Origin of the sequence: Caulobacter sp. ErkDOM-E (genome assembly GCF_048541895.1) — a bacterium.
GTDB lineage: Bacteria > Pseudomonadota > Alphaproteobacteria > Caulobacterales > Caulobacteraceae > Caulobacter.
The window spans coordinates 1,045,013-1,066,738 of record NZ_CP183331.1; the positions used below are offsets into that span (position 1 = coordinate 1,045,013).

Sequence of the window (21,726 nt, forward strand, 5' to 3'; positions counted from 1 at the left end):
CAGGCCTGGACGGATATTCTGGACAATGCGCGAATGACCAACGGAAAAGGGCCCCGCCTTGCGGCGGGGCCCCTCGCTCTCCAGCGTTAGTTGGCGCTTACCAGCTCTTGCTGACGCCCAGCATCACGCGACGCTCGGCTTGCAGGCCGCTTGCGCCCTTGGCCTGCTCCTGACGCTCGGTCAGCAGGTTCTGGCCGTTCAGCGAGACTTCGGCGCCCGGAGCGAACTCATAGGCGACGCGGCCAGCGACGGTGGTGTAGCCCTTGACCGGCTCCAGAAGGTTGCCGTTGTAGGAGTTGAACTTGCTCACGAAGTGAGCGTAGCCGTCCAGGCTCCACTTGTCGTTCGACCAGCCTGCGGCCAGGTTGCTGCGATACTTGGGCGAGGTGGCCTCGAAGTTCACCTTGCGCAGGATGATCGAGGACAGCGTCGTGAACGGCGCGTCATTGACGTTCGTATAGGTGGTGTCGGCGTTCCAGTGGAAGCCGCCATCCAGCTTGCCCGAAGCCGACAGCTCGACGCCGCTCATCTTGGAGTCAGAGACGTTCTTGTAGGTAAAGGTGGCCCAGGTCGTGGCGGTCGGCGCGAAATCGAGCGCCGAGCCGCTGAACTGGCCCTTCACGCTTTCGGTCTTCTGCGTGAACAGCTTGACGCTGGCCCTGGCGTTCAGCGACGGCAGGGCGCGGTCATAGGCCAGCTGATAGTTGCTGACGAGGGCCGGCTCCAGCAACGGATTGCCGGCGATCAGACCACCGGTCGGCGCCGGCGTGGCCGGCGGGATCAGCAGGCCGCCCAGTTCCAGCAGGGTCGGGGCCTGAACGCCGCGGGCGAAGGTCAGGCGCAGCGTGTCCTTGTTCGAGGCCTTGTAAACTGCGCCCAGATTGACGCTGGTTTCGGTGATGTCGCGATCCCACAGGGCATTGTTGTTCTGGGGGGCGCCGGCGGGGAAGGACCCCGTCCGCTTCAGGCTCAGCTTGTCGACGCGCGCCGCAGCGGTCAGCGACAGCTTGGGATTGACGACCCAGTTCCACATCGCCGACGGAGCCAGCACGGTGTAGCTGACCTTGGCGCCCTGGTACGAGGCGGTGTCCAGCTGGTTGTCGCGATATTCCACGCCCACGCGGATGGTGTGAGCCGCGCCGATCTTGAACAGGTCTTCCAGGCTGTAGACCGTGATGTTGTTCAGGTAGCGACGGCCGGGGGTCAGGGCGTCCAGATTGTTGCGATAGGCCTGGGCCTGGATCAGGCCAAAGCTGGTTTCCGCGTTCAGGGTCGCCTTCATCGAGTCGGTTTTGACGCGATGCGAGGCATAGGCGAAGGTCGAGATCACCTGGGTTGAAGCGCCGTTGGACATCGAGCCTTCGACACGCAGGCTGGCCTTGTCGGTCAGTTGGGCCACGGCGTCGATATTGGCGCGCGCCGTCGACGGGTTGTGGATCTGCGAGGCCAGGACAATGCCCGTGCCCGAGGTGGTGTTCTTCCACTCATTGGCGTGGTCGACGCCGCCCGAGATCCGGAAGGACAGACGGTCGCCCAGGCGAACGGTCTTCACGGCCGAGACGCTGGTGCTTTCGCCCGTGCCCGCCCGCAGCTCGATGACATTGGTGTCGTCAAACTTCGGGTTGAAGGTGATGATGTTGACCACGCCCGACACGGCGTTGAAGCCGAAGATGGCGCTGTTGGGGCCGCGAACGACTTCGATCTGGCGGATTTCGCTCAGGGCGATCGGCAGCGAGGCCCAGTCGGTGTAGCCGAAGTGGTCCAGATAGACCTGGCGGCCGTTGATCAGGACCAGCAGGCGCGGCGAGCGGGCCTGATTGTAGCCGCGGATACCGACATCGGACTGGCCGGCGGCGAAGTTCAGGATGTCCACGCCGGCGACGCGGCTGAGGATCGTCGGCAGATCGCCGGCGCCCGAGCGCTTGATGTCATCGGCCGAGATGATGGTCATGTCGACCGGGACCTCGGTGGCGCGCTGGGGCGAGCCCGTGGCCGAGGTGGTGACGGGTTCGTTGAACAGCTGCTCCATGGCGCCGTAGTCGATCGACTGGGCCGAAGCGGCGGTGGCCGAAGCCAGGATGATCAGGCCGACCGAAGCGCCGGCGAAGAGAGTCGTTTTCATGGGTTTGTCTCGTTCGTTCGCTGGGGTCAGACTTCGCGGATCATCATGCGGAAGGCGGCCTTGAAGACCGCGCCGACCGCGGCGGCCGCAGAACGGCTGACCACGATTTCCACCTTGGGATCGGCCGAGACGCTCATCACGCAGGCGCCGCTGGTGACGCAGCCCATGTCCGAACCGATGGTGATGATCTTCTTGCCCTTGGCGGCGGCGCCGACCGGGCCGGCGTTGACACCGGTGGTGATGTAGAGCGCCGCGACGCCCGACACGCCGGCGACGTCGCCGGCTTCGACAGGCTTGCCCGTGAGGGTCAGGGCACCGGCGCTCAGTCCGCCGCCGATCGCGGCCATGACCGCATTCTTCTCGGCCACCGAGGCGGGTTTGGACGGATCGAAGACCACGCCGAGCGTGGCTTTGCCCGTCGGGCCGTTTTCTAGGAAGGTGAGCGCGCGGCCCGCGACCTGCAGGTCCTTGGCGGCGTCAGCGTGGGCGCTGAGCGGCGCGGCGATGAGCGCCGTGGCGCACAGCGCCAGGACACCAGATTTGGTTTTTTTCAACATGCTGCCTATTCCCCTGCCCAATTTCATTCGAGCCTTGCTGTGGGGGAAAAAGAGCCAGATTGGTAAATAGAGCGTAACTTAGCCTTGGGTAACATTACTAATTAAATGCAATCCGGGGTTGTTTATAAGTATATACTCGCACTCAATATGGGTTTATGGTCATACTTTTTAAGAATTCACGCTGAGCCAATTAATATCTACACCTCAGAGTTCTATAACTTTAGAAGAGCTATTGTTGTTTTTGCTAACACTGTCGAAAAACAAACCTCTTCCCGGCATGACGACCGGAAAAGCAAAAAGAGATCCGCGCCAGGGAGCCCGGCTTCGACGCACGGCAATAGCTGAAACGGGCATTTTGTCGCACCGGCGCAGATGAGCCCCAACGACGCCCGACCGGAGGCGAATCTCTGTGGCCATGCGCCGGATACCCCGCCCCCTCTCCGCCTGCAGGAGGCAGCGACCCCGGCGATGGCCGGGGTCGGATGAGGGAGCGAAAAAGTCTGTGCGAAAGGTCTCAGAGACCTCTCAGTCAAATACGATCACCGACCGCGCCAGCTCGCCGCGCTTGAGTTCGTCGAAGGCCGAGTTGATCTCTTCCAGCTTGATCCGGCGCGAGATCATCTGGTCCAGCTTCAGCTTGCCGCCCATGTAGAAGTCGACGAGGCGGGGCATGTCGACCGGGAAGCGGTTGGAGCCCATATAGCTGCCCTGGATGCGTTTCTCGCCCAGGAAGTCGGAGCCGCTCAGCTCGATCTTGGTGCCGACCGGGATCATGCCGATGATGTTGGCGGTGCCGCCGCGGCGCAGCATGCGGAAGGCCTGTTCGGCGGTGACCTTCAGGCCGATGGCCTCGAAGCTGTGCTGCACGCCGCCGCCGGTAAGTTCCTGCACCTGTTTGACCACGTCGCCGTCGTCGGCGTTGATCAGGTCGGTGGCGCCGAACTGGCGGGCCAGTTCCAGCTTGGCCGGCACGCGGTCGATGGCGATGATCCGGCCGGCCCCGGCGATCGCGGCGCCATTGACGGTGGCCAGGCCCACGCCGCCGCAGCCGATCACGGCCACGGTCTCGCCCGGACGGACGCTGGAGGTGTGGATCACCGCGCCCACGCCGGTCATCACCGAACAGCCGATCAGGGCGGCCAGGTCAAACGGCATGTCGCGGCGGATGGCGACGCAGGCGTGCTCGTGCACCAGCATCATCTCGGCGAAGGACGACAGGTTCAGGAACTGGGCCATCTTGGTATTGCCTGATCCAGAGAGGTCTTCCCTGAACAGGCGCGGCTCATCGGTCTTGGACCTGCGGGTTTCGGGGCTGATGCACAGGTTCATGTGCCCGGTCAGGCAGACCTCGCAGTGGCCGCAATAGGGGTTGAGGCAGGTGATGACGTGGTCGCCGACCTTGACGGTGCGGACCTCAGACCCGACCGCCTCGACGATGCCGGCGCTCTCGTGGCCCAGAACGGCGGGCAGGGGGTGGGGGTAGGAGCCTTCGACGAAGTGCAGGTCGGAATGGCAGACCCCGGCGGCCTTGGTGCGGATCAGCACCTCGCGCGGGCCCGGCTTGCTGATGGACACGGTTTCGATCTGGAGGGGTTTGCCCACCTCGCGCAGCACAGCCGCCTTCATTCGCTCTCTCCCTGCAATGGCGGGAGTCTATCGCCCCGTCAGGGGAGAGCGGAAGAGGCTATCCGAACAATCGTTCGAATTGTTGGGGTCTGGAGGTCCGGACGGCCTCAGGCCGCGATGGCGGCGGCGTCCGCAGCGGCAGCCGCAGCCGCGCTGGCGCGCTCGGGAATGATGTGGCTGACCGACAGCAGCACGGTCATGCCGGTTTCCGAGGTGATCACCGCCGAGACCAGCGGCGAGTTCTCTTCGCCCATCGACGGCGGCGGATTGATCTGGTCGCCATTGACGATGAAGCTGTCGCAGACCGCGTCGACCAGCAGGCCGGCCACGTCGTTGCCGCTCTCGATGACGATGATCACCTGACGGGGGCCGTCCTCGGCCACGCCCTTGCCCAGACGGGCCGACAGGTCGATGACCGGCATGACCTGGCCGCGCAGGTTGATGACGCCGCGCACATAGGGCGGGGCGTCGGGAAGTTGGGTCGGCGGGGTGACGCCGCGGATCTCGCGAACCGAATTGACCGGCACGCAATAGGTCTGGGTTCCGACCTCGAACGACAGAACCTGAAGGGCTTCGCCCGTCTTGTACGCCACGCTGCTGGTCATGGAAGCCTCCGCTGGTCGACCCGCCCGACGAAAGCGAATCCGTCGAACGAACCCAGTGTGGCGGCAAATAGTGAATAAACCGGCGCCGGTTTTCTCCCCTGGCGTCCGTTCAGGTGCGGTTCAGGCGGGCGGCGCGAGATTGCCTTCACGGTATCAGGCAGGCCGCCGCCGGGCGGATCGAGACGAAGGGGAGGGGCTGATGGCCCGCAGGATCAGCACCGTGATTGGCCAGGTCGCCGCCGGCCTCGCCGCGCTTTCGATGGTCGCCGCAGCCACCACGGCGTCGGCGGATTCGCGTCGCCATCATCGCCACCATGGCCATGACGGCGGTGGCAAGACCGAGGCGGCCATCGTGGCCGGCGTTCTGGGTCTGGCCCTGGGCGCGGCGATCGCCAGCAACAATGACGACGATGGCCGCTATGCCCGCTCGGGTCGCGGCTATGGTTACGGCTACGCCCCGCCGCCCCCGCCGCCGCGCTATTACAGCCGCCCCTATTACGACGACTATCGCAGCGATTGCTGGACCACCCGCGACTATGACCGCCGCAGCGGCGTCGTCTATGAGCGGACGGTCTGCCGCTAGATCCGGAGAACGGACAGGCTAAGGTCTCGTTTTTGAACACTTTTTCTCTGAGGGCCGGCCGGGCCTGACGACGAGCGCCTTCGCCTTGGCCGCCTGGCCGAGGGGACGGGACGCGCCCCTCCAGCGTTCCTGAGCCGTGTCGGCGCAGAGATCATGGAAAGCCCCGGAGCCCCCGCTCCGGGGCTTTTTCATTTGGGCATGAGGGGGCTTGTCATTGCGAACAAAAAGGGAACATGATGCCGCTCCATTCAAGGGAGCCTGCCGATGTCCGCCGCCTCGATCCTGTCTGTCGCGCCCGGTTCCGCCTTTGCGGGAGCCTTTGCCTGTCGGCCTGACTCGCCGGTCTCCGGCGAGGACCGGATCGAGATCGCCGAGGCGGTTCTGGCCGGCGCCTGGCGCACCCTGCGCGCCGCCGGCTTCCACGAAGCCGAGGTCCAGGCCCTGTTCGATCAGATCGCCGACCGGCCCGAGGACCTGGCCCGGCGCCTGCGGAAGATGGCTAACGCGACCGGTTAACCGTTTACGCCTTGCCGCGACATTTCGGCGCATCCAGCCGGCGGGACGGGAGTGGCTGCATTTGCACGCAATAGCCCGGATGGTGAACAGCCACGCCGGCCCGAGCATCCCGCCGTCCTGTCCCCCCACCAAAGGGCGGGGAGCCGCGCGGTTCTTCCGCCGCTTTTCCTGTGATGGCGGAGGGGCCCCGATGGCGGGATCAGGCGTGAGCGTTCCGGCCGCGACGGGTGAAGACGGCGAGGCGTGGCGCGTGCGCCACAGCTCGCCATCCTACCGTCCGGCTTAGTGTTGGGCGACGTAGGCCGGCGCGCCTTGCGGCATCGGCGGGACGTGGCTTGGCGCGGGCGCCGCGACGGGCGCCGGACGCTGGAACTTCAGGCTGCGACCCTGGAACTCGGCGCCGGTTTCCATGGCCAGCTGTTCGTGGGTGATGTCGCCATCCACCCGCGCGGTCCCGTACAGGCGCACGGCCTGGGCGGTGACGCTGCCCAGCACATTGCCGTGGATCTCGATCACCTGGGCGGTGACGCTGCCCTCGACCCGGCTGTTGGGGCCCAGGATCAGCTTGCCGACCCGGATGTCGCCCATGACCACGCAGTCCAGGTGCAGTTCGCCGTCGCCGACCACATCGCCCTTGATGGTGACGCCCTGGGCGATCATCGAGGCCGGCTTCGGCCGAGCGACCGGCGTAGCCACGGCAGCCTGGGCGGCCAGGCCGCGCGGAGGCTCCTGCATCGCCAGGGCGACGGGGGCGGGGGTGTCTTTCTTCTTGGCGAACATCGGCGTGGACCCTGTCTCGAAATGGCTCGTCGGAGCTTTCGCGAGCAAGACAGGGGCCAGTCGCCCAACGCCGTTATGGGTTGTCGACGACGTGGGTCGTGGGCCGGTCGTCGCCCGCCGCGATCTCCTCGCGCCACTGGCCCTTGGCGTCTTCATAGGTGATGCCGGTGGTCTCGCCCGAGACCTCCTGCTCGGCTGCGGCGCGCTGGGCGGCGGACAGGGCGGCGGCGTGGCTGGGATAGGTTTCTGAAAACACGTCGCCCAGCTTGTAGGCCCAGCCGCCGTCGTGCTCCACGATGGTGTAGGTGATGTCGGTCATGGTCGGGCTCCTGAGGCTGTAGCAGGATCAACGAGCCGTCAGTGGCCAAGGTTCCGGGCAGCGTATCTTGTCCGGTCCCGCGCCCCCCAAGGAGACCGCCGCCATGCTCTATCTCGTCCTCAAGGCCGCGCTCTCGGGCGTGATCATCGCCGCGATCTCCGAGATCGCCCGCAAGTCGCCGGGCTTTGCTGCCTTGGTGGCCTCGCTGCCGTTGATCTCGATCCTGGGCATGATCTGGCTGTGGCGCGACACCCGCGACGTGGCCCGCATGGCCAGCCATGTCGAGGCCACCTTCTGGTACGTGCTGCCGTCCCTGCCGATGTTCCTGGTCATCCCGGCCCTGCTGCGGCGCGGCCTGGGCTTCTGGCCCGCCCTGCTGGCCGGCTGCGTCCTGACGATCGGGCTCTACGCGGTGATGATGGCGGTGGGGCCGAGGTTTGGGGTGAAGCTGTAGGGGTCTTGAGAGGGAGCCGGTGGCGCGGCCTTGCCGCCTGCGGTGTCGATCGAGCGACCCGAGAAGACGCACGCCCAGATCCGTTCCGTCGGCTCTATGGGTGACCACGGTCACCGTCGTTCACCGCTGGCAGGCGGCGTTTCGCCGATAGTCGATTGGCGGCCCCGTGGCGCGGTTCTAGGGGCTGAGGCGTTCATCGAGGATTTCATGCGTCCAGCCTTCACCGCCGCCGCCCTGTCCTGCGTCATCCTTGGCCTGGGTTCCGCCTCACTGGCCCAGACCCGATCCGCGCCCGGGCTCGACCTGGACGCGGCCCTCGCATCCATCGATCCGAGCGGCGCGGGTTGCGTCGCCGGCGTCGCCCTGGCCGGCGCGTCGCCGGTGATCGTGGCGCGCGGTCAGGCCGACCTGGAGCACGCCGCGCCCCTGACCCCGGCGACGATCATCGAGACCGGGTCCCTGGCCAAGCAGTTCACCGCCGCCGCCGTCGTGCTGCTGGTCCAGGACGGCAAGCTCAGCCTCGACGACGATATCCGCCGCGTCCTGCCCGAAATGCCGGACTACGGCGCGCCGATCACCATCCGGCATCTGTTGAACCACACCAGCGGCCTGCGCGAGCAGTGGAGCCTGATGGCCCTGACCGGCAACGGTCCCGGCGCCCAGGTCCACACCAACGCCATGATCCTGGACCTGGCCTCGCGCCAGAAGGGGCTCAACTTCGCGCCTGGCGCGGCGTTTCTCTACACCAACACCAACTACGCCCTGGCGGCGATGATCGTCGAACGGGTCAGCGGGACCAGCCTTCAGGCCTTCACCCGCCAGCGCCTGTTCCAGCCGCTGGGCATGAGTGACACGCAGTGGCGCGAGAACTTCCGCACCGTCGTGCCTGGCCGGGCCAGCGCCTATGCGCCGACCGATGCGGGCTTCGTCGCCAACATGCCGTTCACCAGCGTCTATGGGAACGGCGGTCTGCTGACCACGGTCGGCGACCTGCTGACCTGGAACGCCTTCCTGGACAGGCCCTCGGCCTTGCCCGGCGGCCCGGCCCTGGCAGCGGCCTTGCAGACTCCCGGTCAGCTGAGCAGCGGCGGGCTGCTGGACTATGGCCTGGGCTTGGAGATCACCCGCGACCACGGCCGCCGGCTGGTGTCGCACAGCGGTTCGACGGCCGGCTACAAGACCTGGCTGGGGCGCTATCCCGACGAGGGCATCTCAATAGCCCTGATGTGCAACAACGGCGGCATCGACCCCGTGGCGCTGGGCGAACGGATCGCCGCCCAGGCCCTGCTTGCGGCCGGCCACGCGCCTGCGCAGGCCGCCGTCTCCGCGCCCAGGGCCGTCGCGGCGGCGCAGGCCCCCAGGGACCTCACGCCCTATCAGGGTTTGTTTCGCGATCCGGTCAGCGGCGATCTGGTGAGACTGGCGGCGGTCGGCGGGCAACTGACCCTGACGCGCGGCGGCTCGCAGGTTCTGACGCCGCTTGGGCAGAACCGCTTCCAGACCGCCGACGGCGGCGTGATCGTCTTCACCCACAAGGGCGTCGATGCGGCCGCGTTCAGCCTGACGAGGGCCGGCGTCGCCCAGACCTTTGTCGCCGTGCGCCCCGCCACCGGCGACGTGACCGCCCTGGCCGACTATGTCGGGACCTATTACAGCGCCGAACTCGACACCTTGATCACCGTGGCCCGGCAAGGCGACGCCCTGGTCATGCGCCAGCGGTTCGCGGTCGAGTGGCCGCTGGCGCCCAGCTTCGCCGACGCCTTCACCACCCGCCTGCGCGGCGTCACCACCTTCGTCTTCGCCCGCGACGCCGAGGGCAAGGTCACTGGCTTCGGCGCCTGGACCGGCGGGGCGCGAAACGTTGTTTTCGTCCGGCGTTGAGGGATCTTCTGGCGACCCTGAGCGGATCTTTGCGATGCTCGCTCGCGGGACTACGATCGGACCTCCGGTTTCGGGCGGTAGTCTGATTTCCGTTTCCGACCCAAAGCGGACCTAAATCCCTCTCCTTTAGATGTTCAGGCCGGGGACATCCGTGACAGGTGTTCGGAGACATCCGTGACAGGTTGAGGATGATCACATCGGCGTTTTGAGGTCGATGGTGGAGATGGTCTTGGACCTGAAGACCAGGTCATAGCGGCCGTCGATGTTGGTGGGACGAAGGGCCATGGTCTTGCCTGTGAAGGCCTTGGGGACCCGGATGAGGCGGGCCTTGAAGCTGATGCGGCCGTCCTGAACCTTGCGCGCCAGGTCGTCGGGGCCATAGGCGAAGGGCGCGATGTCGTCGCGATAGGGCCTGGGACTTGGAGCATAGCGCTCGATGGGCGTGATCAGGCCCAGGGCCTCGTGAGGGCGCTGGGTGTTGTAGACCGTGCGCCAGTCGCGCAGGTAGCGGGCGGCCTCCTCCAGGTTGGCGAACGGCGGCCCTGACAGGGCCTCGGCCTTGAGCGTGCGATGGAAGCGCTCGTCCTTGCCCTGGGTCTGGGGATGGTAGGGTCGCGAGTGGCCCAGAGCGATGTCCTGCTCCAGAAGCCACACGCCCAGAGCGGTCCAGGACCGGCCCACGCCGTCCCCCCTCATACCCGCGCCCCAGGGCGGGCCGTTGTCGGCAGTGATGCAGCGGGGCAGGCCGTAACGCTGGAAGGCGTTGATCAGGCTGGATTTTACGGTCTGACGGTCCTGGTTGGCGCAGGCCTCCAGCACCAGGCAGAAGCGCGAATGGTCGTCCAGCACGGTCAGCGGGTGAAGCCGCCCGCCCTCCGCGCCAAGCGACACGTAGCCCTTGAAGTCCATCTGCCACAGGTCGTTGGGCGCGGGGTGCTCGAAGCGGATGAACGGCTCGTGGCCGCCGCCGAATGCGCCCAGCGTCACGCCATGGCGGCGCAGGATCTGGGTCACCGTCGAGGGCGAAGGCGCGGCCAGGCCCTGGCGTCGCAGCACAGCGGCGATCTTGCGCCCGCCCCAGGCCGGGTGCTGGGCCCGCACCGCCAGCGCCGCCGCCTCGATCGGAGCCGGCGTCGTCCGAGGCGAACCGCGTGGGCGTCGCGACCGCTCCGTCAAACCCGCCTCGCCCTGCGCCGCATAGCGCGACAGCAGCCGGTAACCCAGGCTGGCGCTTATCCCAAACCGCCGGCAAAGCTCCCGGCGATTGGCGCCTTCAGCCTGCGCCAGACGCACGAACTCCCGTTTGAAATCCATCGCAGAGACTCCCGTGAATGGCATCTCCGACCTCCCTTCGAGATCGGAAAATGTGTCACGGATGTCTCCGAACACCTGTCACGGATGTCCCCGGCCTGAACATTAGGGAGAGGGAGGGGCCCGCCGCGAAGCGGTGGGAGGGTGAGGGGTTACGAGGCTTGACGGCGTGCCGGCACTCCGTCGAACGCCGTAACCCCTCACCCCAACCCTCTCCCTATGGGAGAGGGAGCAACGAACGCTTCCCACCCCGAACCGACGTTCCGTATGTCCGCTGCCAGCACGGAGAGCCACAGGGACAAGGCCGCGCCGGCCAGCTGTTGGCGGGCTACCCCCAAGCCTCGAGGCCAAAGCAAAACGCCCGCCTCTCGCGAGACGGGCGTTCGGCAAAACTGGGTGGCGTGATCGGCCTCTTAAGCCACCTTCACCCGCGCCGCGCTTTCCGGAAGATCCGTCCCGAACGCGCGCTGGAAGAACTCGGCCACCGTGGGGCGTTCCAGTTCATCGCACTTGTTGAGGAAGGTCAGGCGGAACGACAGGGCGATGTCGTGGTCGAAGATCTCGGCGTTCTGAGCCCAGGTGATCACGGTGCGCGGGCTCATGACGGTGCTGATGTCGCCGTTCATGAACGCGTTGCGGGTCATGTCGGCGACGCGGACCATGGCCGAGATCGTGCGCTTGCCCTCGACGGTGTCGTAGGACGGGTTCTTGGCCAGCACGATGGCGGCCTCGGCGTCGTGTTCCAGATAGTTGAGCGTCGTGACGATGCTCCAGCGGTCCATCTGGCCCTGATTGATCTGCTGGGTGCCGTGATAGAGGCCCGTGGTGTCGCCCAGACCGATGGTGTTGGTCGTCGAGAACAGGCGGAAATACGGGTTGGCGCGGATGACGCGGTTCTGGTCCAGCAGGGTCAGCTTGCCGCCGGCCTCGAGCACGCGCTGGATCACGAACATCACGTCGGGGCGACCGGCGTCATATTCGTCGAACACCAGGGCGACCGGGCGCTGCAGCGCCCAGGGCAGGATGCCTTCGCGGAATTCGGTGACCTGCTTGCCTTCCTTCAGGACGATGGCGTCCTTGCCGATCAGGTCGATGCGGCTGATGTGGCTGTCGAGGTTGACGCGCACCAGCGGCCAGTTCAGCCGCGCGGCGATCTGCTCGATGTGGGTCGACTTGCCGGTGCCGTGATAGCCCTGGACCATCACCCGACGGTCATTGGCGAAGCCGGCGCAGACGGCCTTTGTGGTCTGGGCGTCGAACCGGTAGGCCGGATCGATATCCGGCACGTGGCTGTCGCGATGGCTGAAGGCCGGAACCTTCATGTCGCTGTCGACGCCGAACGCGTCGCGAAGCGTCACCCACTTGTCGGGGACCAGGGTGATCAGGGGATCGGCGGCGGAGCTGGTTTCGGCGAACTCGGGCATTCCACCCGATTAGCGCCTTGACGTAGGGTAGGGGAAGGGGGCGCCGCGATGCGACGCCCCCTGATGTTCACTTTTTAGCGGTTGGCGATGATCACCGAGGCGATCAGGCCCGTGGCGATGGCCGCCATCACGTACTGGTCGTCCACGCGCTGCCAGCGATAGCCGCGCGGCGGGGCGCGCAGGCCATGGCGATGATAGTCGGAGACGTAGTAGCGGTTGTCCCGGTAGCGCTGGTCGAGGCGCTGGCCCCGGGCCCAGTGGCGATAGTCACGGCGGTCGTTGCGATAGTCGCGGCGATCGTCCCTGCGATCATCCCGGTAGTCGGCGCGGTGGTCGCGGCGGTCGTCCCGGCGGTCGGCGCGGTCGTCGGCGCGGTGATCGCGGCGGTCATCCCGGCGATCGTCATGGCGCCCTTGCTCGTAGCGGACGTTGTCACGCTCGTCATAGCGCTGCGGCGCGGCGGTGGCGGCGGTCCCGGCCAGAAGCGACAGGGCGAGAGCGGTGATGGCGAGGCGCTTCATGGCGGTTTCCTTTTCGATGACCCCACCCTAGTGACGCCGATGTGGCCCCAGCATGAACGGCCACAGTCAGCTGTTGTTCATGTTTGACCTGGGAACCGGGGACGTTGCTGCTGGCGGCGCGGGAGCCAAGCTTGACCTTGCGCGTTGAGGCGCCATGCCCCGGTTTTCCGCCCTTGATCTGCGACGTGACCTGCCGGCCTTGCTGAGGGCGGCGCGGCGCGAACTGGGCGCGACCGCAGCCCTGCTGGTCGCCGCCCTGTCGGCCATGGCCTTTCTAACGATCGCCGATGAGGTGGCCGAGGGCGAGACCCGGGTCATCGACCTGGCCATCCTCGACGCCTTGCGCCAGCCCGGGCGGCCGCGCGACCTGATCGGCCCCGACTGGCTGCACGTGGCGGCCGTCGACATCACCTCCCTGGGCTCGCTGGCCGTGCTGACCCTGCTCATCCTGCTGGCCTTCGGCGTGCTGGCCTGCCTCAGACGCTGGGGCGAGGGGCTGCTGCTGGTGGTCGGCGCCGGGGGCGGTCTGGCGATCAGTCAGGGCCTGAAGCTGCTGTTTGGGCGTGAGCGCCCCGATGTCGACTACCGCGCCGTCGAGGCGGTCAATGCCAGCTTTCCCTCTGGCCACGCCATGCTGTCGGCCGTGGTGTTCCTGACCCTGGGCGCGCTGGCCGCCCGGTTTGCCGAACGCAAGCGGCTCAAGGCCCTGGCGCTGGGCGCGGCGGTGACCCTGTCGCTGCTGGTGGGGCTGAGCCGGATCTATCTGGGCGTCCACTGGGCCAGCGATGTGCTGGCCGGCTGGTGCGTGGGCGCGGCCTGGGCGATGGTCTGCTGGCTGGCGGCCTTCGCCTGGACCCGCTGGCGGGCGGGTCCAGGGAATCCGGCCCGATAGCTGTTTCAAATGTCGCGGAACAGGCCCTAGGCGGCCTTGGCCTTGGGGCGCCAGTTCAGTTCGATGGCGGTCCAGATCGCGCCGGCCAGATCGATCAGGCCGATGGCCATCCACGCCTTGGGCAGGTCGTCGTTGAGCACCAGAACCCCGATCGCCAGAGGGGACGCCAGGCGCAGCACCACCGAGGCCCGCATATAGGTGCGCGCGCCGGTCCATCCCGCCACGTGATAGGCCAGCGAATAGGCGATGATCATCAGGCCAAACATGCGGGCCCAAGGCTCGGCGGCGGGATCAAGCTGCGTCCGCAAGATGCCGGCGGCATGGAACGGGGCCAGGGCGAAGGCGGCGCCGCTGAGGGACAGCAGCCCGCCCCAGAACCAAATGCTCCACGGGATGCCGAACGGTGTCGGCGTCACCGGGGTGGGCGCGCTCGCCAAACTGGGGTCCACAAGGGTGGTCCCCGAATCGCGGTCCGTCATGGTGTGGCTGTCCTTCGCGCCCGTCCGGGCGGACGCGGCGGGAGAATGGCCGCAGCCGGGGAAAGCCGCAAGAGCCGGTGAGATCAGGTGGTCAGGCCGGCCTTCTTCAGCGTCTTGTAGGCCTTGATCACCCGCGCCAGCTTGTGCTCGGCGCTGCGGTCGCCGCCATTGACGTCGGGGTGGCAGCGCTTGAGCAGCTCCTTGTAGCGCACCTTGATGGCCGCGCTGTCGGCGCCGCCGTCCAGATCGAGGTCGCCCAGGGCCTGGCGCTCCAGCTTGCCCAGATGACGGTCGGCGGAGGCGCGGTCGGCCTCGGCCTTGCGCTGCTGGGCCCGGAACAGGCCGAACGGGTCGGCGATGTGGCGGGCGTCGCGGGCGGCCATGGCGGCGGCCTCGCGCGAGCGGCTGTCGGCCTTGAAGCTCCAGGTCGGGCGACCGCCGGTGACCTTCTCGGTCTCCTGCTCGGCGCGGATCTGGGCTTCGTTCATGCCGGCGAAGAAGTTCCAGTTCTTGTTATATTCGGCCGCGTGCTTCTGGCAGAACCAGTAGTGCTCGTTGGGCATGTTGCGGGCCTTGGGCGCCCTGGCCGACCCGGCCAGACGGCACTCGGGATGGTCGCAGCGCTTCTCGCCAGGCTTGAGGCCGAGAACGTCCGGCGTCGCGCTCTCACCCTCCTTTGGAGGGCGGACACGGATGTCGAAAAACTTCGGGCGATATTCAAACTCTTGAGCCATGACGCCCAGAGTAAACTGCAGCTATTTCCGTTCAAGGATTGACATGCGAGAGAGCGACATGGGCAGCGTATCAGACACCATTCGAAGCAAGCTCGAAGCGGCTTTTTCACCCTCCAGGCTGGACCTGAAGGACGAGAGTGACCGCCACCAGGGCCATGCGGGCCACACGGGTGCGGGCGAGAGCCATTTCAACCTCGTGATCGAGGCCCAGGCCTTTGCGGGCAAGGCCCGCGTGGCGCGCCAGCGCATGGTCTATCATGTGCTGGCCGAGGAAATGGCCGGGCAGGTGCACGCCCTTTCGATCGTCGCGACGGCGCCTGGCGAAAGCTGAAGCTTCTGGCGACGGCAGGGCTTGCGCGCCGGCCCCGCGACTGATTGCCTCTGCCCCCGGCGCGGTCAGGCCGGGCAGGGCTTTCAGCCCTGATTCAGCATTGGGCGCGTGACGGGACCGGTGTTTGGTCCGCCTTTCGGTGTCGCGCTCCCGAAGAGACGCCGAAAGAGGGATGGCATGAGCGCCGACGACACTGCCCGGACGATCGAAATCCAGACCGAAATCGAGACGGCCGCCGCCTTGCCGGCGCTGCTGGCGCGGGCCTATGCCCGCTATTCGAACTTCACCGTCGCCGCCGCCGTCATCGACGAGCACGGGGCCGTGCATCTGGGCGTCAATGTCGAGAATGCCGCCTATCCGTCGGGCACCTGCGCCGAGCAGACCGCGATCGGCGCGATGGTCACGGCCGGTTCGCGGCGAATCGCCAGGGTGCTGATCGCCGCTGGCTCGAATGCGGTGGTGCAGCCGTGCGGGGCCTGTCGGCAACGCATCGCCGAGTTTGCCGCCGATGACTGCGAAATCGTCTCGGTTCAGGATGGGGTCACGACGCAGCGCGCGCCGTTCTGGAGCCTGCTGCCCGACAGCTTCGGGCCGCGCGACCTGGATTAGGCTGTCAGCGCAGGGCGGTCTGGGCGGCCAGGGTTTCCAGCACGCGGCGCAGGTCGGTTTCGCGGAAGGGCTTTTGCAGGACCAGAGCGCCGCGATGGCTTTCCGACAGACCCGCCTCGCCATAGCCGCTGGCGAAGGCGAAGGGCACGCCGCGCGCCTTCAGGGCGTCGGCGACCGGGAAGATCGGACGGCCGCCCAGATTGACGTCGAGCAGGGCCGCATCGATGTCGGCTGAACCGGCCAGGCGCAGGGCCTCTTCGATCTCGGCCGCCGGGCCAACGACCGTACAGCCCAGGTCGCTGAGCATGTCCTCGACCAGCATTGAGACCAGGGCCTCGTCTTCGACCACCAGGACTTTCAGAGCGGACAGGGACTTCATATCGCAAGCTCCGAAGGGCGCAGGGGTGACCCCGCGCAAAGGGTTAAGATAACGCTATCACAGGTCAGGCCGCCGTCTCGCAACCGTTGAGCGATTCGAAGACTTTTCGCCCGCCCCGCGACCGAGGTCCTGGCCAAGTCTTGCAAAGGGCTCTCCCACCGACGCCCGAAGGGTCCACAAAACGCGGGCGGGCGAGATGCGTTCCGTCTGCCCGCTCAGAAATGCACGCCCTCGTCCAGCTTGGCGCTGATGCGCAGGGCGGTGACCTGATTCCTTTGGCGACGCAGGATCTGGAAGCGGTGCTGGTAGAAGATGAAGGTCTGGCCCGGCTCCGGGATCGTCTGGGCCTCGTGGATCACCAGGCCGGCGATGGTGACGGCCTCGTCTTCGGGCAGGTCCCAGTCCATGGCCCGGTTCAGGTCGCGAACCGTCACGTCGCCGTCGACATGCACCGAACCGTCCACCTGGGCGCGCACGCCCTCGACGCTGGTGTCGTGCTCGTCGTCGATCTCGCCGACGATCTCTTCCAGGATGTCTTCCAGAGTCACCAGGCCTTGCAGGGCGCCGTACTCGTCGACGACCAGGGCGAAGTGGCTCTTGCGCTTGAGGAAAGCGTTGAGCTGGTCCTTGAGGTTGGTGGTGTCGGGAATGAACCACGGCTCGCGCAGGATGGAGGCGATGTCGAGGGCGTCGATGCCGTCCTCCGACTCGGCCAGGGCCCGCAGCAGGTCGCGGGCGTGCAGCACGCCGATGATGTTGTCGGGATTGTCGCGATACAGCGGAATGCGGGTGTGCTGGGCGTCCAGCGCCTCGGCCACCAGCTCGCGGGGTGAGAGGTCGGCGTCGCACATGACCATCGACTTGCGGTGGACCATGATCTCCGAGACGTCCATGTCCGACAGGTCCAGCACCCCGCCCAGCATCCGCCGGTCGCCGCTTTCGACCAGACCTTCGGAGTGGTGGTACTCGACCGCGCCGCGGATCTCCTCGTGGGCGGCCAGCACGTCGACGGCCATGTCCAGGCGCACGCCGAACAGCCGCAGGGTGCGCCGCACGATCCACTGGATGGCGTAGATGATCGGGCCAAACAGCCGCACGACCAGCAGGGTGGGCCCCGACAGGAAGCGCGCCACGTCGTCGGACTTCAGGATGGCCAGGGTCTTGGGCAGCACCTCGGCGAAGACCAGGATCATCACCGTCATCACCGCCGTGGCGACGGCCACGCCCCAGGGGCCGGGGATGGCGGCGGTCAGCACCTGGGTCGTCAGGGCCGAGGCCAGGATGTTGATCAGGTTGTTGCCCAGCAGCACCGCCCCGATCATCGTCTCCTGATCGGACAGCAGCCTGTTGACCCGCTTGGCCGGCTTGTCGCCCTCGCGCTCCAGCTGGTGCATCCGGGCGCGGCTGGCGGCGGTCAGCGATGTCTCGGCGGCCGAGAACATGGCCGAGATCGCCAGCAGGCCGATGACGATGGGCGCAAGGCCGAGGATGGCGGTGAGGATCATCCGGGTGTTCTACGCCACGGCGGCCCGGCGGAAAACTTAGCCAATCGACGAAGTTTTCGCTTTTGCAATCGGCTGAAGGTGTAATAGTTAGCTCAATGGCTAAGCATGACCCCGATCTTTCGCGGCGCTTTCACGCGCTGGCGGACCCGACCCGTCGGTTGATCCTGACCCGGCTGGCCGAAGGGCCGGCCAAGGTGACCGATCTGGCCGGTCCCACCGGGCTGCGCCTGCCCACGGTGATGCGGCACCTTTCCGTGCTGGAGGCGGCCGGGCTGATCGCCACGTCCAAGGACGGACGGGTCCGCACCTGCGCTTTCGTGCCCGAGGCGATGGACCCTCTGAGGACCTGGATGGACGAGCAGCGGGTCAGTTGGGAGGGCCGGCTCGACCGCCTGGACGCCTTTGTGATGGCTGTGATGAAGGAGAATGAGACGTGACACAGAATCTTGCGGCCGACGGGATGATCGGCGCGGCGCGGGATGACCGCCAGGGCCGCTTCGCCACCCTGACCTTCGAGCGGGAGGTGGCCGCGCCGGTCTCGGTGCTCTGGAAGGCCTGGACCGACCCGGCGGCGCGGGCCGTATGGGCGCCGCCTGCGCCCTCGGTGACGGTGGAGTTCCTGGAGGCCGACACCCGGGTGGGCGGCCGCGAAATCTCGCTGTGCAAGGTTGAGGGCCAGCCCGACATCCGCTGCGAGAACGGCTGGCTGATCCTGCAATCCGAGACGCGCAGCGTCAACTCCGAGGTCATTTCATCGGAAGGCGTGACCCTGTCTGCGGCGCTGGTCACGGCCGAGGTGTCGGGCGGCGACCAGCGCAGTCGGCTGCGGGTGACGGTGCAGCTCTCCTCGCTGGCCGAGGACATGGAGGCCGGCTACCGTCAGGGGTTCAGCGCGGGGCTCGACAATCTGACCGGCGTGGCCGAGCGGACCATGCTGCTGCAGCGGGTGATCAGGGCGCCGCGATCGGTCGTCTGGGGCGCGTGGATGAACCCCGACACCCTGCCGCAATGGTGGGGGCCGGACGGCTTTTCCTGCCGCACCTCACGGATCGATCTGCGCGCGGGCGGAGAGTGGGTGTTTGACATGATCGCGCCCGACGGCACGGTCTTTCCAAACCATCATCGCTATGTCGCTGTCCAGCCGCAGACGCGGATCGGCTACGCGCTGCACTGGGGCGAGAACGGCCCCAAACACGCCGACGCCTGGGCCACGTTCGAGGATCAGGACGGGGCGACAAAGGTCACGCTGGGCATGGTGTTCAGCTCGGTCGCCGAGTTCCAGGACGCCAAGGGCTTCGGCGCCGTCGAGCTGGGGCTGCAGACCCTGGGCAAGCTGGAACAGTTCATCGTTTCACGCTGAGGGGCTAAGCGCCGGCGCCGTCCTCGACGCTGATGACGCGCACGCCGCGCAGGCGGCCGTCATTGTCGGTCCAGTGGAAGCTCTCGCCGGCGGTCATGCCGATCAGGGCGGCGCCGACCGGGGTCAGCACCGAGATGCGGCCCTTGTCGATGCTGGCGTCGCGCGGCAGGCTCAGGCGCACGCGGCGCGGCTGGCCGCTGGTCAGGTCCTGATAATCGACGGTCGAGCCGATGCCTACGAACGGGCAGGGGGCTTGTCCGGCCTCGACGATCACGGCGCGGGCCATCTCGCCGGCCAGCACGCGGCTGCCGGCGGCGCGGCCGGCGACGGCGTCAGCCAGGTTGGACAGGATCTCGTGGTCGGCCTCGGTCACATAGACGGTGGGCAGGGTTTGGGTGGTCGTCGTCATGGGTAGCTTTCTTGGGGGATTTTGAGCCTCTCCCGGCGCCTTGGGTTCAAGGCTGCATGCGGGGGCTCGATGGGACGCGCCGCAGGGCGCTAGCGTCGTCAGACGCGGATCTCTTGCAGAGGGCCCGGGATGTCTCGCCGTCAGGCCGCTTGGGCTTTCGGGGTGCGAAGACAGGTTTTTGGGCTTTTCAACATCGCCCCGCATGCTGTCAGCATCGGGGTCTAGAGGCCTGAGTTCAGGCGGCCAGCGGCGTTCAGCGCGCCTCTGGTGAGGCAGAGATGGGGAGGGGGGTGGCGGTTTCAAGAGCTGCTGGACGATTCCGCGTCGCACCCTCTACTCCGTCATTCCCGCCCTTGTGGCGGGAACCCCTCGAACCGCCGCAAGTGCAGGAGAGGCGAAGTGCGCGCGCACTTCGCTTGCGCTTCACCTGCAAGCTGAACCAGGGGTTCCCGCCACAAGGGCGGGGCGGGAATGACGGAAGGTACTAATCGACTGGACCAAGCTGTCGTAGATCACTTCAAGGCTCAGGGGCCTGGCTGGCAGAGCCGGATCAATGAGGCGTTGCTGGAGATCGTGAAGCGCTAAACCGCCCCATCCTCGACCAGAAACGCCCGCAGCGCCGCGCGGTCCACGTCCTTGGCGACGAACGCATCCCCGATCCCTCGTATGAGAACGAAGGTCAGGGTTCCGCCCTCGGCCTTCTTGTCCTGACCGCAGTGGGCGACCAAGGCGTCGGCCGAGAACGGCTCGGCGCGCACCTCGCTCATCCGGGTGGGCAGGCCGGCGGCCTTGATGGCGGCTTCGGCGCGGACAGCGTCCTGGCTAGGGCATAGACCCTGGCGGACCGAGAACCGGAAGGCCTGGGCCATGCCGACGCCGACGGCCTCGCCGTGTTTCAGCGCGTCGCCAAAGCCCATCTCGGCCTCGATGGCGTGGCCGAAGGTGTGGCCCAGGTTCAGCAGGGCGCGGCGGCCGGCTTCCTTCTCGTCCTCGGCGACGATCTCGGCCTTCATTTCCACCGAGCGCCCCACGGCGCGGACCAGGGCGGCGGTGTCGCGCTCCAGCACGGCGTGGACGTTGGTTTCCAGCCACTCGAAGAAGGCGAAGTCGCCCAGCAGGCCGTACTTGATCACCTCGGCATAGCCGCAGGCCATCTCGCGGGCGGGCAGGGTGGCCAGCACGTCGAGGTCGGCCAGCACCAGACGCGGCTGGTGGAAGGCGCCGATCAGGTTCTTGCCGCGCGGGGTGTCGATGGCGGTCTTGCCGCCCACCGAGCTGTCGACCTGGGCCAGCAGCGTCGTGGGCACCTGGATGAAGTCGATGCCGCGCTTGTAGATCGAGGCCGCGAACCCGGCCAGATCGCCGATCACGCCGCCGCCGAACGCCACGATCATGTCGCCGCGCTCCAGGCCCAGATGCAGCAGGCGGTCGGACAGGTCGGCCAGACCCTCGAAGCTCTTGGTCTCCTCGCCGGGCGGCAGGACGATCATGTCGACCGCGATACCCGCCTTCTCCAGCGAGACCGACAGCCGCTCGCCATGGTGCTCGCCGACGATCGAATCGGTGACGATGGCGGTGCGCTTGCGCTTGAGCAGCGGCGCGATGAAGTCGCCGGCCCGGTCGATCAGGCCCGTGCCGATCATCACGTCATAGGCGCGGTCGCCCAGGCCCACGGGAACGGTGCGGATCATGGCTTAAAGGACTCCTGGTCCAGACGATCGCGCAGGGCGCTGATCACGGCGTCAACCGCCACCGCATGCGGCGTATCGCCGGTCTGAACATGAACCTGCGCCTGGGCGTAGGCGGGATTGCGGATCTCGGCCAGCTCGGCCAGCACCTCGATCGGCTCGCGGTTCTTGAGCAGCGGCCGGGTGTCCTTGCGACCCACGCGGCGGGCCAGGAGCTCGATATCGGCCTTCAGCCACACCGAGATGGCGTGCTGGTTGATCAGGGCGCGGGTCTCTTCGTTGACGAAGGCGCCGCCGCCGGTGGCCAGCACGTGCGGCGGCTCTTCCAGCAGGCGGGCGATCACCCGGCGCTCGCCGTCGCGAAAGGCGGCCTCGCCCAGCTCGGCGAAGATTTCGGGGATCGAGCGGCCGGCGGCGTCCTCGACCTCGTTGTCGGCGTCGCGGAACGGCATATCCAGCGCCTGGGCCAGGCGGCGGCCGACGCTGGACTTGCCAACGCCCATCAAGCCGACCAGCACGATCGTGCGGTGGCGAAGGGGCTCAAGCGAGGCGGCGTGATCGTCGGTCATGATGCGGTCGCGGGTTTACACGAGGCTCGGCCCAAGCGCCAAGTTTCGCTTAAGCCAAGTTTCGCTGAAGAT

26 protein-coding genes and 1 pseudogene are annotated in these 21,726 nt (G+C 67.2%); 10 read left to right on the forward strand and 17 right to left on the reverse strand.

Annotation, left to right across the window (positions count from 1 at the left end; translation table 11 throughout):
* Positions 1-97: 97 nt before the first annotated feature.
* From ACN2C7_RS05175 to ACN2C7_RS05190, 4 genes are all read right to left on the reverse strand, one after another.
* Positions 98-2,122, reverse strand: coding sequence for a TonB-dependent receptor plug domain-containing protein (locus tag ACN2C7_RS05175; RefSeq protein WP_419320257.1), 2,025 nt, complete (start codon positions 2,120-2,122; stop codon positions 98-100).
* Between the two features lie 26 nt (positions 2,123-2,148).
* On the reverse strand, positions 2,149-2,679 hold the full coding sequence (locus tag ACN2C7_RS05180) for a hypothetical protein (protein WP_419320258.1): 531 nt from the start codon (positions 2,677-2,679) through the stop codon (positions 2,149-2,151).
* Between the two features lie 525 nt (positions 2,680-3,204).
* Complete coding sequence (locus ACN2C7_RS05185; protein ID WP_419320259.1) at positions 3,205-4,305, reverse strand: Zn-dependent alcohol dehydrogenase; 1,101 nt, start codon at positions 4,303-4,305, stop codon at positions 3,205-3,207.
* Between the two features lie 107 nt (positions 4,306-4,412).
* Positions 4,413-4,910: a chemotaxis protein CheW gene (locus tag ACN2C7_RS05190; RefSeq protein ID WP_419320260.1), complete on the reverse strand. Its 498-nt coding sequence runs from the start codon at positions 4,908-4,910 to the stop codon at positions 4,413-4,415.
* Positions 4,911-5,109: 199 nt separating this feature from the next.
* On the opposite strand from ACN2C7_RS05190, the gene ACN2C7_RS05195 reads away from it, so the two are divergent.
* Positions 5,110-5,493 (forward strand): hypothetical protein, encoded by a 384-nt coding sequence (locus ACN2C7_RS05195; protein ID WP_419320261.1) that lies wholly within the window; start codon positions 5,110-5,112, stop codon positions 5,491-5,493.
* A gap of 282 nt (positions 5,494-5,775) precedes the next feature.
* Positions 5,776-6,009, forward strand: a complete 234-nt coding sequence (locus ACN2C7_RS05200; protein ID WP_419321407.1) for a hypothetical protein — start codon at positions 5,776-5,778, stop codon at positions 6,007-6,009.
* Between the two features lie 282 nt (positions 6,010-6,291).
* On the opposite strand, the gene ACN2C7_RS05205 is transcribed toward ACN2C7_RS05200, so the two are convergent.
* The gene (locus tag ACN2C7_RS05205; RefSeq protein WP_419320262.1) at positions 6,292-6,789 is read right to left on the reverse strand and encodes a bactofilin family protein; all 498 of its coding nucleotides are present in this window, start codon (positions 6,787-6,789) and stop codon (positions 6,292-6,294) included.
* 73 nt (positions 6,790-6,862) lie between these two features.
* Positions 6,863-7,108, reverse strand: a complete 246-nt coding sequence (locus ACN2C7_RS05210) for a DUF2188 domain-containing protein (protein ID WP_419320263.1) — start codon at positions 7,106-7,108, stop codon at positions 6,863-6,865.
* A gap of 103 nt (positions 7,109-7,211) precedes the next feature.
* On the opposite strand from ACN2C7_RS05210, the gene ACN2C7_RS05215 reads away from it, so the two are divergent.
* Together ACN2C7_RS05215 and ACN2C7_RS05220 are read left to right on the forward strand one after the other, a co-directional pair.
* The gene (locus tag ACN2C7_RS05215) at positions 7,212-7,562 is read left to right on the forward strand and encodes a DUF3147 family protein (RefSeq protein ID WP_419320264.1); all 351 of its coding nucleotides are present in this window, start codon (positions 7,212-7,214) and stop codon (positions 7,560-7,562) included.
* A 207-nt stretch (positions 7,563-7,769) separates the two neighbouring features.
* Positions 7,770-9,443, forward strand: a complete 1,674-nt coding sequence (locus ACN2C7_RS05220) for a serine hydrolase (RefSeq protein WP_419320265.1) — start codon at positions 7,770-7,772, stop codon at positions 9,441-9,443.
* Between the two features lie 134 nt (positions 9,444-9,577).
* Here ACN2C7_RS05220 and ACN2C7_RS05225 read toward each other — a convergent pair.
* From ACN2C7_RS05225 to ACN2C7_RS05240, 4 genes and pseudogenes are all read right to left on the reverse strand, one after another.
* Positions 9,578-10,781: pseudogene (locus tag ACN2C7_RS05225) on the reverse strand (IS481 family transposase).
* A gap of 78 nt (positions 10,782-10,859) precedes the next feature.
* On the reverse strand, positions 10,860-11,003 hold the full coding sequence (locus tag ACN2C7_RS05230) for a hypothetical protein (RefSeq protein WP_419320266.1): 144 nt from the start codon (positions 11,001-11,003) through the stop codon (positions 10,860-10,862).
* A gap of 164 nt (positions 11,004-11,167) precedes the next feature.
* The gene (gene cobS / locus ACN2C7_RS05235) at positions 11,168-12,178 is read right to left on the reverse strand and encodes a cobaltochelatase subunit CobS (protein WP_419320267.1); all 1,011 of its coding nucleotides are present in this window, start codon (positions 12,176-12,178) and stop codon (positions 11,168-11,170) included.
* A 74-nt stretch (positions 12,179-12,252) separates the two neighbouring features.
* Positions 12,253-12,699 carry an RcnB family protein gene (locus tag ACN2C7_RS05240; RefSeq protein ID WP_419320268.1) on the reverse strand — a complete coding sequence of 149 codons (447 nt, stop codon included), beginning with the start codon at positions 12,697-12,699 and terminating at the stop codon, positions 12,253-12,255.
* A 154-nt stretch (positions 12,700-12,853) separates the two neighbouring features.
* On the opposite strand from ACN2C7_RS05240, the gene ACN2C7_RS05245 reads away from it, so the two are divergent.
* The gene (locus ACN2C7_RS05245; RefSeq protein ID WP_419320270.1) at positions 12,854-13,591 is read left to right on the forward strand and encodes a phosphatase PAP2 family protein; all 738 of its coding nucleotides are present in this window, start codon (positions 12,854-12,856) and stop codon (positions 13,589-13,591) included.
* Between the two features lie 26 nt (positions 13,592-13,617).
* Here the strand turns inward: ACN2C7_RS05245 and ACN2C7_RS05250 are convergent, their stop codons facing one another.
* Both ACN2C7_RS05250 and ACN2C7_RS05255 read right to left on the reverse strand, forming a co-directional pair.
* Positions 13,618-14,070: a hypothetical protein gene (locus ACN2C7_RS05250; RefSeq protein ID WP_419320271.1), complete on the reverse strand. Its 453-nt coding sequence runs from the start codon at positions 14,068-14,070 to the stop codon at positions 13,618-13,620.
* A gap of 83 nt (positions 14,071-14,153) precedes the next feature.
* The gene (locus ACN2C7_RS05255) at positions 14,154-14,804 is read right to left on the reverse strand and encodes a J domain-containing protein (RefSeq protein ID WP_419320272.1); all 651 of its coding nucleotides are present in this window, start codon (positions 14,802-14,804) and stop codon (positions 14,154-14,156) included.
* Between the two features lie 58 nt (positions 14,805-14,862).
* Here ACN2C7_RS05255 and ACN2C7_RS05260 point away from each other — a divergent pair, with 58 nt between their 5' ends.
* A complete protein-coding gene (locus ACN2C7_RS05260) occupies positions 14,863-15,135 on the forward strand; it encodes a BolA family protein (RefSeq protein WP_419320273.1) in 273 nt (90 codons plus the stop codon).
* A 177-nt stretch (positions 15,136-15,312) separates the two neighbouring features.
* Positions 15,313-15,744, forward strand: coding sequence for a cytidine deaminase (gene cdd / locus ACN2C7_RS05265; RefSeq protein WP_419320274.1), 432 nt, complete (start codon positions 15,313-15,315; stop codon positions 15,742-15,744).
* Between the two features lie 4 nt (positions 15,745-15,748).
* On the opposite strand, the gene ACN2C7_RS05270 is transcribed toward cdd, so the two are convergent.
* Positions 15,749-16,123 (reverse strand): response regulator, encoded by a 375-nt coding sequence (locus ACN2C7_RS05270; protein WP_419320275.1) that lies wholly within the window; start codon positions 16,121-16,123, stop codon positions 15,749-15,751.
* A 215-nt stretch (positions 16,124-16,338) separates the two neighbouring features.
* The gene (locus ACN2C7_RS05275) at positions 16,339-17,625 is read right to left on the reverse strand and encodes an HlyC/CorC family transporter (RefSeq protein WP_419321408.1); all 1,287 of its coding nucleotides are present in this window, start codon (positions 17,623-17,625) and stop codon (positions 16,339-16,341) included.
* A gap of 98 nt (positions 17,626-17,723) precedes the next feature.
* On the opposite strand from ACN2C7_RS05275, the gene ACN2C7_RS05280 reads away from it, so the two are divergent.
* Both ACN2C7_RS05280 and ACN2C7_RS05285 read left to right on the forward strand, forming a co-directional pair.
* Complete coding sequence (locus tag ACN2C7_RS05280; protein ID WP_419320276.1) at positions 17,724-18,065, forward strand: ArsR/SmtB family transcription factor; 342 nt, start codon at positions 17,724-17,726, stop codon at positions 18,063-18,065.
* Entirely contained in the window at positions 18,062-18,988 is a 927-nt protein-coding gene (locus ACN2C7_RS05285; protein ID WP_419320277.1) for an SRPBCC family protein, read from the forward strand. The genes ACN2C7_RS05280 and ACN2C7_RS05285 overlap by 4 nt, the downstream gene beginning before the upstream one ends.
* A 4-nt stretch (positions 18,989-18,992) precedes the next feature.
* Here the strand turns inward: ACN2C7_RS05285 and ACN2C7_RS05290 are convergent, their stop codons facing one another.
* Positions 18,993-19,397: a GreA/GreB family elongation factor gene (locus ACN2C7_RS05290; RefSeq protein WP_419320278.1), complete on the reverse strand. Its 405-nt coding sequence runs from the start codon at positions 19,395-19,397 to the stop codon at positions 18,993-18,995.
* Positions 19,398-19,868: 471 nt separating this feature from the next.
* Here ACN2C7_RS05290 and ACN2C7_RS05295 point away from each other — a divergent pair, with 471 nt between their 5' ends.
* Positions 19,869-19,982: a BrnA antitoxin family protein gene (locus tag ACN2C7_RS05295; RefSeq protein WP_419320279.1), complete on the forward strand. Its 114-nt coding sequence runs from the start codon at positions 19,869-19,871 to the stop codon at positions 19,980-19,982.
* Here the strand turns inward: ACN2C7_RS05295 and aroB are convergent.
* Together aroB and ACN2C7_RS05305 are read right to left on the reverse strand one after the other, a co-directional pair.
* Positions 19,979-21,088 carry a 3-dehydroquinate synthase gene (aroB, locus tag ACN2C7_RS05300; protein WP_419320280.1) on the reverse strand — a complete coding sequence of 370 codons (1,110 nt, stop codon included), beginning with the start codon at positions 21,086-21,088 and terminating at the stop codon, positions 19,979-19,981. The genes ACN2C7_RS05295 and aroB overlap by 4 nt on opposite strands.
* On the reverse strand, positions 21,085-21,654 hold the full coding sequence (locus ACN2C7_RS05305) for a shikimate kinase (protein ID WP_419320281.1): 570 nt from the start codon (positions 21,652-21,654) through the stop codon (positions 21,085-21,087). The genes aroB and ACN2C7_RS05305 overlap by 4 nt, the downstream gene beginning before the upstream one ends.
* Between the last annotated feature and the right edge of the window lie 72 nt (positions 21,655-21,726).

Excerpts from the sequence above, each read along its gene's own strand:
- ACN2C7_RS05175 (WP_419320257.1), bottom strand. The coding sequence starts at position 2,122 with ATGAAAACGACTCTCTTCGCCGGCGCTTCGGTCGGCCTGATCATCCTG.
- ACN2C7_RS05180 (WP_419320258.1), bottom strand. The coding sequence starts at position 2,679 with ATGTTGAAAAAAACCAAATCTGGTGTCCTGGCGCTGTGCGCCACGGCG.
- ACN2C7_RS05185 (WP_419320259.1), bottom strand. The coding sequence starts at position 4,305 with ATGAAGGCGGCTGTGCTGCGCGAGGTGGGCAAACCCCTCCAGATCGAA.
- ACN2C7_RS05190 (WP_419320260.1), bottom strand. The coding sequence starts at position 4,910 with ATGACCAGCAGCGTGGCGTACAAGACGGGCGAAGCCCTTCAGGTTCTG.
- ACN2C7_RS05195 (WP_419320261.1), top strand. The coding sequence starts at position 5,110 with ATGGCCCGCAGGATCAGCACCGTGATTGGCCAGGTCGCCGCCGGCCTC.
- ACN2C7_RS05205 (WP_419320262.1), bottom strand. The coding sequence starts at position 6,789 with ATGTTCGCCAAGAAGAAAGACACCCCCGCCCCCGTCGCCCTGGCGATG.
- ACN2C7_RS05210 (WP_419320263.1), bottom strand. The coding sequence starts at position 7,108 with ATGACCGACATCACCTACACCATCGTGGAGCACGACGGCGGCTGGGCC.
- ACN2C7_RS05215 (WP_419320264.1), top strand. The coding sequence starts at position 7,212 with ATGCTCTATCTCGTCCTCAAGGCCGCGCTCTCGGGCGTGATCATCGCC.
- ACN2C7_RS05220 (WP_419320265.1), top strand. The coding sequence starts at position 7,770 with ATGCGTCCAGCCTTCACCGCCGCCGCCCTGTCCTGCGTCATCCTTGGC.
- cobS (WP_419320267.1), bottom strand. The coding sequence starts at position 12,178 with ATGCCCGAGTTCGCCGAAACCAGCTCCGCCGCCGATCCCCTGATCACC.
- ACN2C7_RS05240 (WP_419320268.1), bottom strand. The coding sequence starts at position 12,699 with ATGAAGCGCCTCGCCATCACCGCTCTCGCCCTGTCGCTTCTGGCCGGG.
- ACN2C7_RS05245 (WP_419320270.1), top strand. The coding sequence starts at position 12,854 with ATGCCCCGGTTTTCCGCCCTTGATCTGCGACGTGACCTGCCGGCCTTG.
- ACN2C7_RS05250 (WP_419320271.1), bottom strand. The coding sequence starts at position 14,070 with ATGACGGACCGCGATTCGGGGACCACCCTTGTGGACCCCAGTTTGGCG.
- ACN2C7_RS05255 (WP_419320272.1), bottom strand. The coding sequence starts at position 14,804 with ATGGCTCAAGAGTTTGAATATCGCCCGAAGTTTTTCGACATCCGTGTC.
- ACN2C7_RS05260 (WP_419320273.1), top strand. The coding sequence starts at position 14,863 with ATGGGCAGCGTATCAGACACCATTCGAAGCAAGCTCGAAGCGGCTTTT.
- cdd (WP_419320274.1), top strand. The coding sequence starts at position 15,313 with ATGAGCGCCGACGACACTGCCCGGACGATCGAAATCCAGACCGAAATC.
- ACN2C7_RS05270 (WP_419320275.1), bottom strand. The coding sequence starts at position 16,123 with ATGAAGTCCCTGTCCGCTCTGAAAGTCCTGGTGGTCGAAGACGAGGCC.
- ACN2C7_RS05280 (WP_419320276.1), top strand. The coding sequence starts at position 17,724 with ATGGCTAAGCATGACCCCGATCTTTCGCGGCGCTTTCACGCGCTGGCG.
- ACN2C7_RS05290 (WP_419320278.1), bottom strand. The coding sequence starts at position 19,397 with ATGACGACGACCACCCAAACCCTGCCCACCGTCTATGTGACCGAGGCC.
- ACN2C7_RS05295 (WP_419320279.1), top strand. The coding sequence starts at position 19,869 with ATGACGGAAGGTACTAATCGACTGGACCAAGCTGTCGTAGATCACTTC.
- aroB (WP_419320280.1), bottom strand. The coding sequence starts at position 21,088 with ATGATCCGCACCGTTCCCGTGGGCCTGGGCGACCGCGCCTATGACGTG.
- ACN2C7_RS05305 (WP_419320281.1), bottom strand. The coding sequence starts at position 21,654 with ATGACCGACGATCACGCCGCCTCGCTTGAGCCCCTTCGCCACCGCACG.